This is a genomic window from Bacillus sp. ES1-5 (genome assembly GCF_022487605.1).
Taxonomy (GTDB): Bacteria; Bacillota; Bacilli; order Bacillales; family Bacillaceae_G; genus Bacillus_A; species Bacillus_A wiedmannii.
Map to the genome: position 1 here is coordinate 211,119 of NZ_JAKVPU010000002.1, position 15,973 is coordinate 227,091.

The 15,973-nt window shown below is 33.7% G+C and carries 18 protein-coding genes; 14 read left to right on the top strand and 4 right to left on the bottom strand.

Annotated features, from left to right (window positions below; all coding sequences use genetic code 11):
- Window positions 1-406: 406 nt before the first annotated feature.
- Complete coding sequence (locus tag MKO96_RS10890; RefSeq protein WP_240587485.1) at window positions 407-1,069, top strand: YkyA family protein; 663 nt, start codon at window positions 407-409, stop codon at window positions 1,067-1,069.
- 31 nt (window positions 1,070-1,100) lie between these two features.
- Here MKO96_RS10890 and MKO96_RS10895 read toward each other — a convergent pair whose 3' ends face one another.
- The gene (locus tag MKO96_RS10895; RefSeq protein WP_240587486.1) at window positions 1,101-1,559 is read right to left on the bottom strand and encodes a YkyB family protein; all 459 of its coding nucleotides are present in this window, start codon (window positions 1,557-1,559) and stop codon (window positions 1,101-1,103) included.
- A 177-nt stretch (window positions 1,560-1,736) separates the two neighbouring features.
- Between MKO96_RS10895 and ppx the strand changes: the two genes are divergently transcribed.
- Both ppx and MKO96_RS10905 read left to right on the top strand, forming a co-directional pair.
- Window positions 1,737-3,275, top strand: coding sequence for an exopolyphosphatase (gene ppx, locus MKO96_RS10900; protein ID WP_240587487.1), 1,539 nt, complete (start codon window positions 1,737-1,739; stop codon window positions 3,273-3,275).
- A gap of 107 nt (window positions 3,276-3,382) precedes the next feature.
- Complete coding sequence (locus tag MKO96_RS10905) at window positions 3,383-5,491, top strand: polyphosphate kinase (protein ID WP_240587488.1); 2,109 nt, start codon at window positions 3,383-3,385, stop codon at window positions 5,489-5,491.
- A 174-nt stretch (window positions 5,492-5,665) separates the two neighbouring features.
- Here MKO96_RS10905 and MKO96_RS10910 read toward each other — a convergent pair whose 3' ends face one another.
- Together MKO96_RS10910 and MKO96_RS10915 are read right to left on the bottom strand one after the other, a co-directional pair.
- A complete protein-coding gene (locus MKO96_RS10910) occupies window positions 5,666-5,902 on the bottom strand; it encodes a hypothetical protein (protein WP_048563234.1) in 237 nt (78 codons plus the stop codon).
- Between the two features lie 97 nt (window positions 5,903-5,999).
- Window positions 6,000-6,857: a metallophosphoesterase gene (locus MKO96_RS10915; protein ID WP_240587489.1), complete on the bottom strand. Its 858-nt coding sequence runs from the start codon at window positions 6,855-6,857 to the stop codon at window positions 6,000-6,002.
- A gap of 244 nt (window positions 6,858-7,101) precedes the next feature.
- On the opposite strand from MKO96_RS10915, the gene fadH reads away from it, so the two are divergent.
- The 3 genes from fadH to MKO96_RS10930 all read left to right on the top strand — a co-directional run bounded on the left by fadH (window position 7,102) and on the right by MKO96_RS10930 (window position 10,010).
- Window positions 7,102-7,866 carry a 2,4-dienoyl-CoA reductase gene (fadH, locus tag MKO96_RS10920; RefSeq protein WP_000660897.1) on the top strand — a complete coding sequence of 255 codons (765 nt, stop codon included), beginning with the start codon at window positions 7,102-7,104 and terminating at the stop codon, window positions 7,864-7,866.
- A 255-nt stretch (window positions 7,867-8,121) separates the two neighbouring features.
- A complete protein-coding gene (locus MKO96_RS10925) occupies window positions 8,122-9,339 on the top strand; it encodes an EAL domain-containing protein (RefSeq protein ID WP_046957433.1) in 1,218 nt (405 codons plus the stop codon).
- A 182-nt stretch (window positions 9,340-9,521) separates the two neighbouring features.
- A complete protein-coding gene (locus MKO96_RS10930; RefSeq protein WP_001233813.1) occupies window positions 9,522-10,010 on the top strand; it encodes a DUF3993 domain-containing protein in 489 nt (162 codons plus the stop codon).
- Window positions 10,011-10,128: 118 nt separating this feature from the next.
- Here the strand turns inward: MKO96_RS10930 and MKO96_RS10935 are convergent, their stop codons facing one another.
- Window positions 10,129-10,365 carry a glutaredoxin family protein gene (locus tag MKO96_RS10935; protein WP_001225788.1) on the bottom strand — a complete coding sequence of 79 codons (237 nt, stop codon included), beginning with the start codon at window positions 10,363-10,365 and terminating at the stop codon, window positions 10,129-10,131.
- 233 nt (window positions 10,366-10,598) lie between these two features.
- Between MKO96_RS10935 and MKO96_RS10940 the strand changes: the two genes are divergently transcribed.
- The 8 genes from MKO96_RS10940 to MKO96_RS10975 all read left to right on the top strand — a co-directional run bounded on the left by MKO96_RS10940 (window position 10,599) and on the right by MKO96_RS10975 (window position 15,719).
- Window positions 10,599-10,835: a YkuJ family protein gene (locus MKO96_RS10940; protein ID WP_000055151.1), complete on the top strand. Its 237-nt coding sequence runs from the start codon at window positions 10,599-10,601 to the stop codon at window positions 10,833-10,835.
- Window positions 10,836-11,050: 215 nt separating this feature from the next.
- Window positions 11,051-11,200: a hypothetical protein gene (locus tag MKO96_RS10945; RefSeq protein WP_000440533.1), complete on the top strand. Its 150-nt coding sequence runs from the start codon at window positions 11,051-11,053 to the stop codon at window positions 11,198-11,200.
- A 74-nt stretch (window positions 11,201-11,274) separates the two neighbouring features.
- Window positions 11,275-11,793, top strand: coding sequence for a ribonuclease H-like YkuK family protein (locus MKO96_RS10950; protein WP_240587490.1), 519 nt, complete (start codon window positions 11,275-11,277; stop codon window positions 11,791-11,793).
- A gap of 108 nt (window positions 11,794-11,901) precedes the next feature.
- On the top strand, window positions 11,902-12,093 hold the full coding sequence (gene abbA / locus MKO96_RS10955) for an antirepressor AbbA (RefSeq protein WP_048546142.1): 192 nt from the start codon (window positions 11,902-11,904) through the stop codon (window positions 12,091-12,093).
- Between the two features lie 169 nt (window positions 12,094-12,262).
- Window positions 12,263-12,706 carry a cyclic-di-AMP-binding protein CbpB gene (gene cbpB, locus MKO96_RS10960; RefSeq protein ID WP_000623572.1) on the top strand — a complete coding sequence of 148 codons (444 nt, stop codon included), beginning with the start codon at window positions 12,263-12,265 and terminating at the stop codon, window positions 12,704-12,706.
- Between the two features lie 142 nt (window positions 12,707-12,848).
- Window positions 12,849-13,733 (top strand): transcriptional regulator CcpC, encoded by an 885-nt coding sequence (locus MKO96_RS10965; protein WP_002008407.1) that lies wholly within the window; start codon window positions 12,849-12,851, stop codon window positions 13,731-13,733.
- Window positions 13,734-13,804: 71 nt separating this feature from the next.
- Window positions 13,805-14,527, top strand: a complete 723-nt coding sequence (dapD, locus tag MKO96_RS10970; protein ID WP_240587491.1) for a 2,3,4,5-tetrahydropyridine-2,6-dicarboxylate N-acetyltransferase — start codon at window positions 13,805-13,807, stop codon at window positions 14,525-14,527.
- Window positions 14,528-14,588: 61 nt separating this feature from the next.
- Window positions 14,589-15,719: an N-acetyldiaminopimelate deacetylase gene (locus MKO96_RS10975; RefSeq protein WP_000301171.1), complete on the top strand. Its 1,131-nt coding sequence runs from the start codon at window positions 14,589-14,591 to the stop codon at window positions 15,717-15,719.
- The last annotated feature ends 254 nt before the right edge of the window (window positions 15,720-15,973 follow it).

A 15,973-nucleotide genomic window follows, 5' to 3' on the forward strand; every position in this document is an offset into this window, starting at 1 on the left:
TTGCAAGATAGCATTTATACTGTGTAAAATGAACAAATAGATTATTTGATAGAAAGCCGGAAAGGGAATGATAGAATGATAAACGTGAGAGAACAACGATCATCTTTTATCAGGTGAATTATTATTACTGTTGTTCTTCAAATTATTATGGCTGTGATGAATTCCGTTGTACTTTTATGTAATACATAGTATGAACAGGCTTTAAAAAGTGCTAAGTAAAAGATGGATATGAAACTGCTAATTGGTTCAAAAAAGTAAAATGTAATTTTAAGTAATACAATTTGTACAAGCATTATAAACAATATCAATGATTTTCGTAGAAAAGGTGCGAGTATGGAGTTTATAGAAGGATATATAATTTTCATAGCTTTTTACACGATGATCGTATATAAGTAGGAGGAAGAAGATGTTGAAATATAGTAAATTAGCAATTGTAACTGCATTATCAATGACTTTATTAGTCGGTTGTTTCGGACCGAAACCAGAAGAGGAATTATATGTTGCATTTGAAAATGCTGCAAAGCAAGAAAAAACAATGTTTGAAGATGCAAAGAAACTTGAAACTTTAGAAAAAGAGGGACAAGAATTATATAACCAGATTGTTCAAGAAGGAAAAGATAATAATCAAACTGTTAAGGAAAAATTGAACCAAGCAGTGAAAAATACAGATGAACGAGACAAAGTGCTTAAAAAAGAAAAAGAATCTTTAAGTAAGGCACAAGAAGAAGTAAAATCAGCAGATAAATATGTGAAGAAAATTGAAGATAAGAAATTGAAAGATCAAGCGGATAAAGTGAAAAGCACATATGAGAAACGACAAGATTCATTTAACAAAATGTATGATAGCTATAATAAATCGTTAAAACAAGAAAAAGAATTATATACAATGTTACAAGATAAAGGTACAAAATTAAAAGATATTAGTGAAAAAGTAAAAGTAGTAAATCAATCTTATAAGGATATTGAATCAGAAAAAGACAAGTTTAACGAATTTACAAAATCTTACAATGCAGAAAAAATAGCTTTTTATAAACAAGCAAATATTAAAATTAAAGAAGAGAAAAAATAAAACAGTTTGGCCTACAATTGGCCAAACTGTTTTATTTTTTTGTATAAGTACGACTATACCATGGGACAGGTTCACTTAATTTTTTTTCTTGTTTCAGTGCTTCAGGACCAATATAATCTTGAAGTGTTTTTTTTGCTACTGTTAAAGATAAGGTTGTTTTCGGATTTCGATAGGAGGATTCAAGATGACCAAGATGTGGTAGGATTCGAAAATCTTCTTTGGTAGGAGGAATATGGAAAAAATAATCACCTAAACGTATAAGAACATCAGATTGTTGTTGGCTAAAACGTGGATTTCTAGAAAAATGTAATCCTTCTTTAATAGCTTTTTTTTCAGCAATTAAGCGCTCTAAAGCCGTCTTTTTTAACCAGTATAAATACTTCGGATTAGTTGCAGCTTTAGCATGACGATTCACAACGAAAATAGATTGAGCTAGTCGATTAATAGAATGTTGGCTTTGTAATTGAGATTGTGGTTGTGAAGGTTTCATATTGAATCTCCTTTCAATTTTTCATTATTATAACATAAATAAAAGAGGTTTTTATTATATGCAAAAAGTGATTGTATATATTTTCAATATTAAAGCAATATTGTTACAAAAAACAACTATTTTGTATAATAGTAATAGAATGTGCTTTAGAAATTTGATAATGAAAGAGTGAGAAGTTTGAAAGAAATATTAAAACAGCAATATGCCATTATAGATATTGGATCTAATACAATGCGTTTAGTTATTTATGAAAAGCAAAACGGTGGTTTTTATAAGGAGATTGAAAATACGAAAGTGGTTGCTCGGTTAAGGAATTACTTAATTGATGGTGTGTTGATTGAAGAAGGAATAGAGGTATTGTTACAAACATTATTTCAATTTCAAGAAAGTACACGATTCCACCAGTTGCATCATGTACTTTGTGTTGCAACAGCAACAATTAGACAGGCTGAGAATCAAGAGGCAATTAAAAAACTGGTTGAAGGACAAACAGACTTTACTCTTAGAGTCTTATCAGAATATGAGGAAGCACGTTACGGCTATTTAGCAGTTATGAATTCAACTTCGTTCTCTGAAGGAATTACAGTAGATATTGGTGGAGGAAGTACAGAAGTTACATACTTTCGAAATAGAGAGATTCTAGAGTACCATAGCTTTCCTTTTGGAGCACTTTCTTTAAAACAACAATTTATTAAAGAGGATATACCTACTGAAGACGAGTTGGAAAAGATTCAAACGTACTTAGAATATCAATTTCGAACATTACCATGGTTAATTGATAAGAAATTGCCTCTTATTGCAATTGGTGGTAGTGCGAGGAACTTAGTGAAAATCCATCAAAATTTAATTTGTTATCCTATAGCAGGGGTACATTTATATAAAATGAAAGAAGAAGATATTAAAAATGTGAAAGAAGAATTGGAAGCATTGTCGTTCATAGAACTTCAAAAATTGGAAGGATTGGCAAAAGATCGAGCAGATACAATTATTCCAGCAGTCGAAGTTTTTCATACGCTTGTTAATGTTATAGAAGCACCAGCATTTGTGTTAAGTAGAAAAGGGTTACGAGAAGGTGTTTTCTATGAAGAGTTGACAAAAGATTTGGGGATTTCATATTATCCGAACGTAGTCGAAGAAAGTTTACATTTATTATCACATGAATATGAAATGGATATGGAATTTGTAATTCAGCTTATTAAACATGGAAGATTGATTTGTCAACAGCTTGAGGAAACAGGGCTAATTTCTATGTCAGCAAAAGACTGGGAAGTATTCCATCAAGCGGCGAAAGTATTTAATATAGGTAAATATATAGATGAAGAAGCGAGCCGCTTACATACGTTTTATTTATTAGCGAATAAAACAATTGATGGGATGATGCATAAAGAGCGAGTTAGATTAGCGCTTATTGCGTCTTATAAATCAAAAATGTTATTCAAACAACACTTGTCCCCATTTGAAGGATGGTTTGATAAAAATGAACAAAAAAAAATCCGCCTATTAGGAGCTGTTTTACAATTTTCAGCAGCTCTAAATATAAGACAAAGATCGCTTGTTGAATCGATATCTATAATAGAAAGTAAAGAAGGATTAACATTTAAAATTGTATGTGAGCAATCGGCATTAGCGGAAAAAGTACAAGCTGAAAAACAAAAAAAACAGCTGGAAAGAGTATTGAAAACGAACATTAACTTATCCTTTGAAGCAAAACGTTAAGTTGTACGGATGTCTTTACGAAAAATTAACACTTTGGAATATTGTAATTTGCTAAAATGAAAGTAACTAAATTATAGTAAAAAAGTTTCAAGGGAAGTGTGAAGAGGATGGAAATGTTGAAGGGGAATATAGTAAATTTAAATGATACAGCTTATTACAATAATCGAGAATTAAGTTGGTTAGCATTTAATGAACGTGTACTACAAGAAGCACAGGATGAAACGAATCCGCTCTTGGAAAGATTAAAGTTTATTAGCATTTTCAGTTCAAATTTAGATGAATTCTTTATGGTACGCGTGGCAGGATTGAAGGATCAAGTGAGTGCTGGGTTTAACCAACCAGAAAATAAGGCTGGCTTAACACCAAAAAAGCAATTAAATAAAATTGCGATAAAGGCTCATGAATTAATGACTGTACAATATAATACGTTTAAAAATTATGTGTTGCCAGCGCTGGAGCTAGAGGGAATTGAGCGTTTAACATTCCACGATTTGACGAAAGAACAGAGAGAATTTATAGAAGAGTATTTTGATGAGCAAATTTTCCCAGTCCTAACACCTGTAGCTATCGATGCATACCGTCCATTTCCGATGTTATTAAATAAAAGTTTGAATTTAGCTACTCTTTTATATGATGAGAAACAAGTGGAGGAAGAAAACCGTACGAAGTTAGGGATTGTACAAGTTCCTTCATTACTCGAACGTTTCATATTTTTACCGAGTGAAGGGCAAAAGCATAAATTTATTTTATTAGAAGATGTAATTAGTGGTTTTACTCATAAATTATTTACAGGATATAATGTATCATCTGTTACTCGTTTCCGTATTACACGTAATGCGGATTTAACAATTCATGAAGAAGGTGCGAGGGATTTATTAAAGGTAATTGAAAAAGAATTAAAGAAGCGTAAGTGGGGAGCTGCTGTGCGTTTAGAAGTTGGCAAAGAGCATATTGATGAAAGAGTATTAGCGTTATTATATGAGGTGTTGGAAGTAAAAGATGAAGATGTGTATATAATGGATGGACCGCTAGATTTAACATGTTTATTTTCTTTATATAAAAAACTAGCTCCTTTATATGAACATCTAGTATATCCGGCTCTTATTCCGCAACGGCCTCAAGACTTAGGGGATGCGGAAGATGTATTTGAAAAAGCGATTGAGCATGATATTTTATTACATCATCCTTTTGAATCATTTCAGCCAGTAGTTGATTTTGTCCGTGATGCGGCAGACGATCCAAATGTACTTGCAATCAAACAAACATTATATCGAGTAAGTGGGGGTTCGCCGATTATTCAGGCGCTAAAGGTAGCAGCTGAAAAAGGAAAGCAAGTGACGGTATTAGTTGAATTAAAGGCAAGATTTGATGAAGAAAATAATGTGAATTGGGCTAAAGAATTAGAACAGGCGGGCTGTCACGTTATTTACGGTGTAAGTCACTTGAAAACACATAGTAAAATTACGCTAGTTGTAAGGAGAAAGAACGGGAAAATTGAAAGATTCGTACATCTAGGGACTGGAAATTATAATGACGCAACTGCAAAGTTATATACTGATTTTGGGTATATTACATCACGAAAAGACTTTGGGGTCGATGCAACAAATTTCTTTAATTATTTGAGTGGTTATACAACAAAGCCACATTTTCATCATTTATCGGTTGCACCATTTGATATAAGAGAGCAATTTATGGATTTAATAGATGAAGAAATCCGTTATCATAGGCAATATGGAAATGGATATATTATTGCTAAGATGAATTCATTAACAGATAAACCATTAATAAAAAAAATGTATGAAGCATCACAAGCTGGAGTAAAGGTAGAGCTCATCGTTCGAGGAACATGTTGTTTAAGGCCTGGTATTCCAAATGTAAGTGAAAATATTCGGGTAGTTAGTGTTGTTGGGAGATATTTAGAACATAGCCGAATTTATTATTTCCATCATAATGGAGAGGAAAAGACATATTTATCTTCAGCTGATTGGATGACGCGAAATATGGAAAAGCGAGTAGAAATATCTTTCCCAATATTAGATATTGAAATGAAGGCGAGAATTAAGGCGATTTTACAGCTTACATTAGCTGATAATGTGAAAACGCGTGAACAAAATAAAACCGGTGATTATTATTATGTTATTAATAGTAGTACAGAAGAAATTGATAGCCAAGTGAAGTTGTTTAAGATGGCGTATCAAAACACGGATGCTGAATAATGAGAACAAAGTAAAAAACCTCTTAAAAAAGAGGTTTTTTTACTTTGTTCTCTACTTATTATACGTTCTCTAAATAGATGGATGCGTAGAGAGAATAGTTTTTATTGTAAGCATGTTAATAGATCATAGATCGGTCAAGAGAGGGAATAACATTGGTAGAATTGTTGCAGTACATTAATAATAGTATGGTTGTTGACAAGGTCCACCATAACAAGGATAAGGTGTTGGCGGTGGGAAAGGTGGTGGATATGGTGGATAATACGGTCTAGGACCGAAAGCCAATGCACCGCCTAGCAGTCCGCCAGCAATGCCAGCTAGAAATGGAACGCCAAAAAATGGAAAGAAGCGTGAGTCGCCTACTGGACCAATAGGTGCTGAACGGACTGGGATTGGCTGATAATATGGGTACATGAACAAACCTCCTTTATTGGACTCACTTTTATCATATGGTAAATGAAACGTGGATGAGCGCGTACAAGAAAGGATATGTAAGAAAATAGGCGGATTATTACGAATGTTGGAGCGTAAAAATCGTAATTTCAGGTTTTGACATAAATCGGAATGGGACACGTGTTCTTCCAAGGCCCCGATTGACATAGAGAGCTAAATCTTGAATCGTATAGAAGCCTTCAACATAGTTTTTAGCAAGTGATGGGGTAATAATAGCGCCTAAAAAAGGAATTTGTACTTGTCCGCCATGGCTATGACCAGAAAGTTGTAAGTTAACTGGATATTTAGCGATTTGCGGTGCAATATCTGGCTCGTGAACAAGAACAATGTTATAAGTATTTTGCCTCGCGTGCTGTAGTGTCTCCTCTATTTTTGGTTTGCCTAGTAGTATATCATCGAGCCCGAAAATTGAAATTTCACTATTATCCAGTAGACGGATTCTCTTTTCGTTATTTAGTAATAGTTCAAATCCAGATTCACGCATGATGTGCTCGTAGTATTCCGTTCCATATCCGCCGTGATCATGGTTACCATAAATAGAAAATTTACCGAAGGGTGCTTGTATATTTTTTAAAATGGATGCAACGAAAGGGGTGTCAGTATATGTTTGATAATTATCAATGAGATCACCAGTAAAAAGAACAATATCGGGTTTTACAGCATTAATTTTAGAAACGATTTGAGATAAATGTTGGAGAGAGAAATAGTATCCGAGATGTAAATCGCTAAATTGAAGAATCTTCATACCATGAAAACTTTTGGGTATGAGTTGAGATGTAAGTGTATGCTCTGTAAAAGAGATTAAATGAGGCTCAATATATTTAGCGTAATAGTATCCGATGCTAGTAGTTATAAATGAATATAGACAAGTGCGCATGCCAACTTTTAAAAAATCTCTTCTAGTAATTTTCTTCATAAAAATATGAGTATACCTATTTGACTTATATCACATGTGTTCGTTACATTTACAGGTTACCCAAATCTCCTTTCAGTTTATTTGAAATATATTTTAAATCATAAAAAAGTAGTATAGATTACGAAAAAAATGAATGAAAAGAAACCTCTTTACGTTAAAATATCAGAAAAGTTTAAAAATATAAAGATTTCTATTAAATAAAATGATAAAATGAATGTGTATTCATTTTTGGGAGGGGATGTATGTGAAAGAAAAGGTAGTTATAATAACAGGTGGATCAAGCGGAATGGGAAAAGGAATGGCGATTCGTTTTGCAAAAGAAGGGGCACGAGTTGTTATTACAGGACGTACAAAGGAAAAACTAGAGGAAACAAAGTTGGAAATTGAACAATTTCCAGGGCAAATATTACCCGTACAAATGGATGTAAGAAATACTGATGATATTCAGAAAATGATTGAACAGATTGATGAGAAGTTTGGACGAATTGATATTTTAATAAATAATGCAGCTGGAAACTTTATTTGTCCAGCAGAAGATTTATCCGTGAATGGCTGGAATTCGGTCATAAATATTGTGTTAAATGGTACATTTTACTGTAGTCAGGCTGTCGGAAAATATTGGATTGAAAAAGGTATAAAAGGGAATATCATTAATATGGTAGCAACATATGCATGGGATGCAGGTCCGGGAGTTATTCATTCGGCTGCAGCGAAGGCTGGAGTGTTAGCAATGACGAAGACGCTTGCTGTTGAGTGGGGACGTAAATATGGAATACGAGTTAACGCTATCGCGCCAGGACCAATTGAACGTACGGGCGGTGCTGATAAGTTATGGATTTCAGAAGAAATGGCTAAGCGTACGATACAAAGTGTTCCGCTTGGAAGGCTGGGTACGCCAGAAGAAATCGCAGGTCTAGCTTATTATTTATGTTCAGATGAAGCTGCGTACATAAATGGAACTTGCATGACAATGGATGGAGGACAACATTTACATCAATATCCATTTTAAAAGGGATGAGAAAATGAATGTTTGATCCATATTCTTACGGTTAAATGTGACGGAATTGTTACATATGAAAGAAAAGTGTTTACAAGAGGTCATATATACGTTATATTTAAGACCTCTTTTTTCTTCATAGTAGAATTGCTAATTCCCCTTAGCATTTTACCCCTCTAATCCCTTCAGGAAAACTGAAGGGATTTTTTATTATTTTTCCGTAAATATCATGTTATAATTTTTGAAAAGTAAAGGGAGGGAAGCACGTTGATAGATGCATTAGATGTAATGAGTAACTTGGATAAAGTCCTTCCTTATTATCAAGCTATTTTTAGTGCTGATGAGCATACTGTAATTGGATATGAAGTAGTAGGACGTATTCAAACAGAAGAGGGCATACAAAGTTTAGCTTCTTTCTTTCATGATGATTCTATTCCGAGTGAGTTTCAACTGGAAGCGGATAACATTATAGTAGAAAAAGCTTTAAATCGTTATTTAGAAAGTGATCAAAAACTATTATTATTTATACATCGGAATGCTAACGTATTAATGAACGATGATGATGAAAGTTTACTTCAACTTTTATTGATGTATGAAGAGCAAGGTTTAAATTTGAAGCACATTGTTTTAGAAATTACAGAACATGAATGTCAAGAAGATATAGAGCAATTTAATCATTTGCTTATGTATTATCGTACATATGGTATTCAAATTTCGATTAATAAAGTAGGAACGGGTACAAGTAATTTAGAACGTATTAGCGTGTTAGCACCGGATATTTTAAAAGTAGATTTAACAAACTTAAGGCAAACTGCACTTTTACAATCTTATCAAGATATTTTATATTCTTTATCATTACTTGCTAGAAGAATTGGTGCAACATTGTTATATGAAGAAATAGATGCTTTTTATCAACTACAATATGCTTGGAAAAACGGTGGTAGATATTATCAAGGGAATTATTTGAAAGAGTGCTTACCTGATTTTATTGAAACGAACGTTTTGAAAGAACGACTTGGTAATGAGTGTCATCAATTTATTCAACATGAGAAGAAAAAGTTACAAAAGATTTATAATTTAACAGAAATGTTACGTGATCGAATTGGTGATGTTCTAGCCAAACAGAAAAAGAATGAAGATATAAATGATTGGTTATTACAATTTAGCCAAAGTGTATCACAGTGTAGTTTCCGCATATTTATTTGTAACGAAGATGGTTTCCAACAATCAGGAAACGTTATGAAAAAAGATGGGGAATGGATTGTGATGCCTGAGTATTATATGAAGAACTGGAGTTGGCGTCCGTATTTTCTAGAAAATATTATGAAAATGCGTTTTGAGAATAAGGCAAGACTTTCAGATTTATATGCTGATATTGAAACCGGTGAGATGGTACGGACATTTTCCTTCCCAATTGATGATGAAAACTTTTTATTTATAGATTTATCGTATGAATATTTATATGAGGAAGATGTTTTATTTTAATGCACGAAGAGATTCGTGCATTTTTTGTTTGTTTTTATCATAAATTGGTAATAGTGAAAATGGTGATGAAAATGCTGTCTATCGTTGTAAAGATTTTACGAACGAAACCACCCCTGTCTTTGCATAATCATTGTTACAATGAATACTACAAAGACAAGTTTTCTTAAAAGGAAGGTGAAAAAATGAGGAAATATGGAATATGGTTAGTTCTATTTGTATGCGTTGCCTTTCTAGTTGGTTATAGTGTCACAACTGTTTTAGGAAAAGAGGAAGTGAAAGTCGATCGGGAAGAAGTGTTTACAACGATACAAAAGGGCTATGAAACCCAATTTTCAATTCGTGGGAAGCATTTGCCGATGAATAAGATGATAGAAACGTTATCACCATATTTTACAGAGAATTTCCTTCAAGTATTTACAGATGAAAATAGTAGAAGTGATAAACAAAGTGGTGAATATTTACTTCCAGCAAAAGAAGCGCCGTTTTCTTTTCATTCAGAAACGAAAATGTCATATGATGAAGAGCATAAAATTTTATATGTATATGAGCGGGCGAAAAGTGGACAATATCAAATTGTAACATTGCAAAGAGATCAAGGGAAATGGAAATTGGCCGGATATCATGAAAGCCAAGAACTTTTAACTGAAATAAAACGATTACAACAATTATAAAGTGAAACTTTAATCGGTGGGGATGTTCATCTCTCGCTGATTAATAGCTCGCACCAATCGGGCTATTATACTGCCCACAAATAGTGGGATAAAAATAAGAATAGGTCTTTACCTATTCTTATTCAATATTGAGTAGCTGTTGTAATTTTTCGATTTGAAAACCAGCAACAACTTCTCCATCAATTACAACTGTTGGAGTTGAATACGAATCATAGTCGTATAAAAGACGATTGCGTGCAGCAGCGTCTTTTTTTACGTCAAATTCTTCATATACAACGTTATTATGCTTTAAAAATTCTTTCACAATGACACATGGCGGACAATCAGGTTGTGTGTAAACCTCAATTTTTCTCATTGTAATTCCTCCTTTTTTCTGTTTTTTATTATATTCTTCCAGTATAAAAATCGCAATAAAGAAGGGAAAAGATGTTCTTTCTGTTTTTTCCTTAGCATTTCGACAAATTTTTAGTTGAGTTTCTGGCCAATAACCTTTATCCTAGACTGTGGAACATTTTTTCTGTTATGACGGATAGAATGAGTATAGCTGTAAAACCTATTGGTAGGAAGATCAGAGAAAGGAGAGATTTCATGTCTCTACTCCAAGGAATTTTAACTCGACTTGTTAGTCTACAAGAACAAGCTGAAAGCGGTGAAGTAGCACAACGCTATTTTGAAGTGAACGGTGAGCGCAAATGTAGCGTGAAATTTTTCGATAAAAGTGAAATGTATGAGTTAGAAGTGTATCAACAAGGTGAAAAACCTCAAGTGTATCAATTCGATAATATCGACATGGTTGCAATTGAGATTTACGATATCATTTCTTGATACATATAAAAAAGGTGTTGCCATATGGCAACACCTTTTTTAGTTCTATTACTTTTTAGCATATATGTATAGGGAGTTTTTAATTTTCCTACAATGGTAATAAAGTGAAATTGTAATCAGTGGGGCTTCTTCGTCCTATACTGAATATTAGTCATCAACAATTGGTTGTTTACAGATAGCAAAAGCGAGATAAAAATAATGAGGAGGTGTGTTGTATGGAACGTTTACCAGTTGTGATTTGTCCTAAATGTCACAATTCTGCTGAGATTATTCATGTATTAACGGCTCAATCGAATCAAAATGTAATTTATACGTGCCAAGTTTGCCATTATGTAATTCGAAATATTGAAACGAATAAAGGATAGGAAGTTATAATTTTTATTTTTGTCCCATACAATGAGAATACGAAAAGTCTGTCTAATTGAAAGGACGTGACTATGTGGCCGGTGAACATACATTTTATAATGTTTCAGAGAGACATTTAAATTTTGATATGGTCTTTAGCCGTATTTGTAGTTTCATTGAAAAGGATCCACGAAATTTATATCGCTTATCCATTGGAACAGACTCACAAGCACATCAAAAGGATACGAGGTTTATTACGGCAATTCATATTCATCGCGTTGGAAAAGGTGCCTGGGGGTGTTTACACCATAAATCAGTGAAAGATAAGCCAGCAACTTTACGTGAGAAAATATATTTAGAAACGCAGTTTAGCCAAGAGATCGCATGCCTATTTACTCCAAACCGTATACAAACAATATGGGATTTATTGCATCCATATGCTCAAGATGGGGCTGGATTTATAATGGAAATTCACTTGGATATCGGAAATGATGGTTTAACAAAAGAATTTATTCTAGATATGACAGCGAAAATTCAAGCGATGGGATTAACTGCAAAAATTAAGCCAGATGCTTATGCGGCGTTTAGTTATGCAAATCGATATACGAAATAAAAAACAATTTTTATATATACTCCGCTAAAAACTGAATATTACATCTATTAAATAGGTTGGAAATTATATATAATAAGAGTAACCATGCGAGTATAAGGAGAGGGGTATATGAAAAGGGAATTTGTTTTAACAGAAGAAGAAGAGAGTTTATTACTAGATATTCTATTTCAGCAAAATTATGCGAGTGAAATTTTAGCTGTGGAAATTACAGATATTGAGAATGGTTTAAAACAGACAGATGTGACACAGTATAAAAAAATCACAAGGTTATTTTACAGATTAAAAAATAAGGGGTATTAAGCGCTACCGGAATGGTAGTCTTTTTTTTGTGTTGTATGCTAAAATAGCTGTGTAATTTTGTTTTTATTGAAATAAAGTAAGGACAAAATAATAATATGAAAACGCTGTCATAAAATATGAATAGATTCGGTGATTAAAAGTAGGAAAAAGGGAAAATGGGGGATGTAATATGATTAGTATTCCGAAAGACGAGTTTCAACAAATTTTTGTGAAAGATTTAATGATTTCATCAGAAAAAGTAGCACATGTCCAAATGGGGAATGGTTTAGAGCATGCTTTACTCGTTCTTGTGAAATCTGGATATTCGGCGATACCTGTTTTGGACCCGATGTATAAATTGCATGGGCTAATTAGTACTGCTATGATTTTAGATGGTATGTTAGGGTTAGAACGTATTGAGTTTGAAAGACTTGACGAAATGAAAGTAGAACAGGTGATGAAGGAAGACATTCCGGTTCTTAAGTTAGAAGATTCGTTTGCAAAAGCTTTAGAAATGACAATTGATCATCCTTTTATTTGCGCTGTCAATGAAGATGGGTATTTTGAGGGGATTTTAACACGTCGGGCTATTTTAAAATTGTTGAATAAAAAAGTAAGGCAACATAATCGATAATGTGAGAAAAGTGACTTCATAGAAGCGGAGAAGTCACTTTTTTTTCGTGCATATCAGTTGTGTATGTATTATATTTAAAAAGATAAAAAATATAAGAGTATATAGTTAAATTAAGGATGAAAAGCTTATTGAGATAAGGTGTATGGAAGCTAAGGAAAGAGGGAGAAAGTTGCAAATTGATGATTTTCAAATGATGGTTGTGTTAGCTCAGGAATCAAATATGAGAAAAGCGGCGGAACGTTTATTTGTTTCACAACCTGCGCTTAGTCAACGATTACAATCTATGGAGAAACAATGGGGAATGAAGTTTTTTATTCGCTCACAAAAAGGATTGACAATTACACCTGAAGGGGAAAAAGTCGCAAATTATGCAAAAGAAATGTTGCAAAAGGAAGAGGATATTAAAAGTGAGCTAGCTGTTTTTAGAACAGAAACTCACGGAACGTTAAAAATAGCTGTTGCATCAGTTATTGGTCAATATTGGCTTCCTCCTGTTTTGAAGAAGTTTGTACATAAATACCCTTCTGTGAAAATATCGCTGTTTACTGGCTGGAGTAGTGAAGTACAAAAGCAATTTTATGAAGGGGACGTTCATGTTGCTATATTGAGAGGAACACAAGAATATAAAGGTCAGAAGCAACAATTATTTGAAGATGAGCTTTATTTAGTGGATAAAGAAATAAAAGATATTACGATGTTAAAAGAAACAAATAGACCATTTATTCAATTTAAAAGTGATTCGACTTATTATGGACAAATACAAAATTGGTGGTATGGTTTATTTTCTAATCCACCTAAGAGAACAATTGTGGTTGATCAAATTGAGACTTGCAAACAACTCGTTTTAAATGGTATAGGTTATGCTCTTTTACCTTCTACTGTTTTAAAAGAAGTACAGGAAAATATGTATAAAACACCTGTTCAATTAACGAGAGAAACATGGTTATTGACGAGTGAATCGGCCAGACAATTGAAGCAAGTAAGGGCATTTTTAGAAATTATAGAAGAAATTCAGATGGAAAAATAGGATTATTATCTTGCTACTCGCTCTATCGTTTGGTAGAGTAACATTATAAATGGATTTAGGAGGCAACAAGAATGAAAATGATGGACGCTAACGAAATTATTTCGTTTATTCAAAAAAGTGAAAAGAAAACTCCTGTAAAGGTATACATAAAAGGGGATTTAAAAGAAGTAACATTCCCTGAAACGGTACAAGCATTTGTAAATAAAAAGTCTGGTGTATTATTTGGAGAATGGTCTGAAATTAAGACAATTCTTGATGGAAATAGCAAGCACATTGTTGATTACGTTGTTGAAAATGACCGTCGTAATTCTGCAATTCCAATGCTTGATTTAAAAGGTATTAAAGCTCGTATTGAGCCAGGCGCGATTATTCGTGATCACGTTGAAATCGGCGACAACGCTGTTATTATGATGAATGCAACAATTAATATCGGTGCTGTAATTGGTGAAGGTACTATGATTGACATGAACGTGGTACTTGGTGGACGTGCAACTGTTGGTAAAAACTGTCACGTAGGCGCAGGTGCAGTACTTGCAGGTGTTATTGAGCCGCCTTCAGCAAAACCAGTTATCGTTGAAGATGATGTTGTAATTGGTGCAAACGTAGTTGTGTTAGAGGGAGTTACAGTAGGTAAGGGTGCAGTTGTAGCAGCAGGAGCTGTTGTAACAGAAGATGTACCTCCATATACAGTTGTTGCCGGTACTCCAGCACGTGTAATTAAAGAGATTGATGAGAAGACAAAAGCAAAAACTGAAATTAAACAAGAGCTTCGTCAATTAAACCCAGAGAAATAAACACAAAAAAAGCGTAAGAGCATAACAGGCTCTTGCGCTTTTTATAGATAGAGGTGCAAAAATGGCAGTAAGCAAATTCGTTCAAATTCGTAGAGACTTACACAAAATACCGGAAATTGGATTTAAAGAGTGGAAAACACAACAGTATATTTTAGATTACATAGGAACGCTTTCGAATGAATATGTGGAAGTGAAAGTATGGAAAACGGGTGTCATTGTTAAAGTAAATGGAAAAAATCCAGAAAAAATTATCGGTTATCGCGCAGATATAGACGGTTTACCAATTACCGAAGAAACTGGATATGAGTTTGCTTCAATTCATGAAGGAATGATGCATGCATGTGGACACGATTTGCATACAACAATCGGTTTAGGCCTTCTAACAGCAGCTGTAACAGAAAGAATAGATGATGACCTTGTGTTTCTATTCCAACCAGCTGAAGAAGGGCCAGGAGGGGCTCTTCCTATGTTAGAGAGTGAAGAGTTAAAAGAATGGAAGCCGAATATAATTCTTGGTCTTCATATTGCACCTGAATACGCTGTAGGAACAATTGCCACAAAAGAGGGGCTATTATTTGCAAATACATCAGAGTTATATGTTGATTTGAAAGGGAAAGGTGGACATGCAGCCTACCCGCATACTGCAAATGATATGATTGTAGCAGCAAGTCACCTTGTTACACAACTTCAATCCGTTATTAGTCGTAATGTGAATCCTCTTGATAGTGCAGTGATTACAATCGGAAAAATAACAGGTGGTACAGTTCAAAATATCATAGCAGAAAAGTCTCGGTTAGAAGGAACGATCCGAACGTTATCAGTGGAATCAATGAGGCGTGTTAAAAGTAGGATTGAGGCAATTGTTGCAGGTATAGAAGCTTCCTTCCAATGTGAAGCTGTTATTGACTATGGAGCGATGTATCATCAAGTATATAACCATGAAGTATTAACGAGAGAGTTTATGCAGTTTGTAAGTGAACAAACTGATATGAATGTAATTACATGTACTGAGGCAATGACAGGGGAAGATTTTGGTTATATGCTTCAAGAGATTCCTGGATTTATGTTTTGGCTTGGGGTAAATTCAGAATATGGTTTACACCATGCAAAATTAAAACCAGATGAAGAGGTTATTGAGAAAGCTATCGCATTTTTAGATCAATATGTAAAGTGGAAAGGAACTAGAAAGTAAACTCGCTCGCCAACTTTGCAAAAACTTACAGTGGGTATTTGTTAGTTCCAAGACGAAAACATCTTTCATATTTGTTTTGGATACACATTGGCATACAAATGGATAAAGTAATGAGCAGCGGTTTTGAGCCGCTGCTCATTATTCATTATCGCTTATTGAGAAGATGATTAGTTAACTAGCTTATATATGTTTACATTTCGTGTAGAAAGTGTGTAAAATCAAGGTGAAACATAGAAAAAAGGGTGGGGAATTAC

Coding starts and splice junctions, on each gene's coding strand:
- abbA (WP_048546142.1), top strand. CDS start 11,902: ATGAAAAGGGAATTTGTTTTAACAGAAGAAGAAGAGAGTTTATTACTA.
- MKO96_RS10965 (WP_002008407.1), top strand. CDS start 12,849: ATGGAAGCTAAGGAAAGAGGGAGAAAGTTGCAAATTGATGATTTTCAA.
- MKO96_RS10895 (WP_240587486.1), bottom strand. CDS start 1,559: ATGAAACCTTCACAACCACAATCTCAATTACAAAGCCAACATTCTATT.
- MKO96_RS10890 (WP_240587485.1), top strand. CDS start 407: ATGTTGAAATATAGTAAATTAGCAATTGTAACTGCATTATCAATGACT.
- MKO96_RS10905 (WP_240587488.1), top strand. CDS start 3,383: ATGGAAATGTTGAAGGGGAATATAGTAAATTTAAATGATACAGCTTAT.
- MKO96_RS10935 (WP_001225788.1), bottom strand. CDS start 10,365: ATGAGAAAAATTGAGGTTTACACACAACCTGATTGTCCGCCATGTGTC.
- cbpB (WP_000623572.1), top strand. CDS start 12,263: ATGATTAGTATTCCGAAAGACGAGTTTCAACAAATTTTTGTGAAAGAT.
- MKO96_RS10930 (WP_001233813.1), top strand. CDS start 9,522: ATGAGGAAATATGGAATATGGTTAGTTCTATTTGTATGCGTTGCCTTT.
- dapD (WP_240587491.1), top strand. CDS start 13,805: ATGAAAATGATGGACGCTAACGAAATTATTTCGTTTATTCAAAAAAGT.
- MKO96_RS10940 (WP_000055151.1), top strand. CDS start 10,599: ATGTCTCTACTCCAAGGAATTTTAACTCGACTTGTTAGTCTACAAGAA.
- MKO96_RS10915 (WP_240587489.1), bottom strand. CDS start 6,857: ATGAAGAAAATTACTAGAAGAGATTTTTTAAAAGTTGGCATGCGCACT.
- MKO96_RS10945 (WP_000440533.1), top strand. CDS start 11,051: ATGGAACGTTTACCAGTTGTGATTTGTCCTAAATGTCACAATTCTGCT.
- MKO96_RS10975 (WP_000301171.1), top strand. CDS start 14,589: ATGGCAGTAAGCAAATTCGTTCAAATTCGTAGAGACTTACACAAAATA.
- MKO96_RS10910 (WP_048563234.1), bottom strand. CDS start 5,902: ATGTACCCATATTATCAGCCAATCCCAGTCCGTTCAGCACCTATTGGT.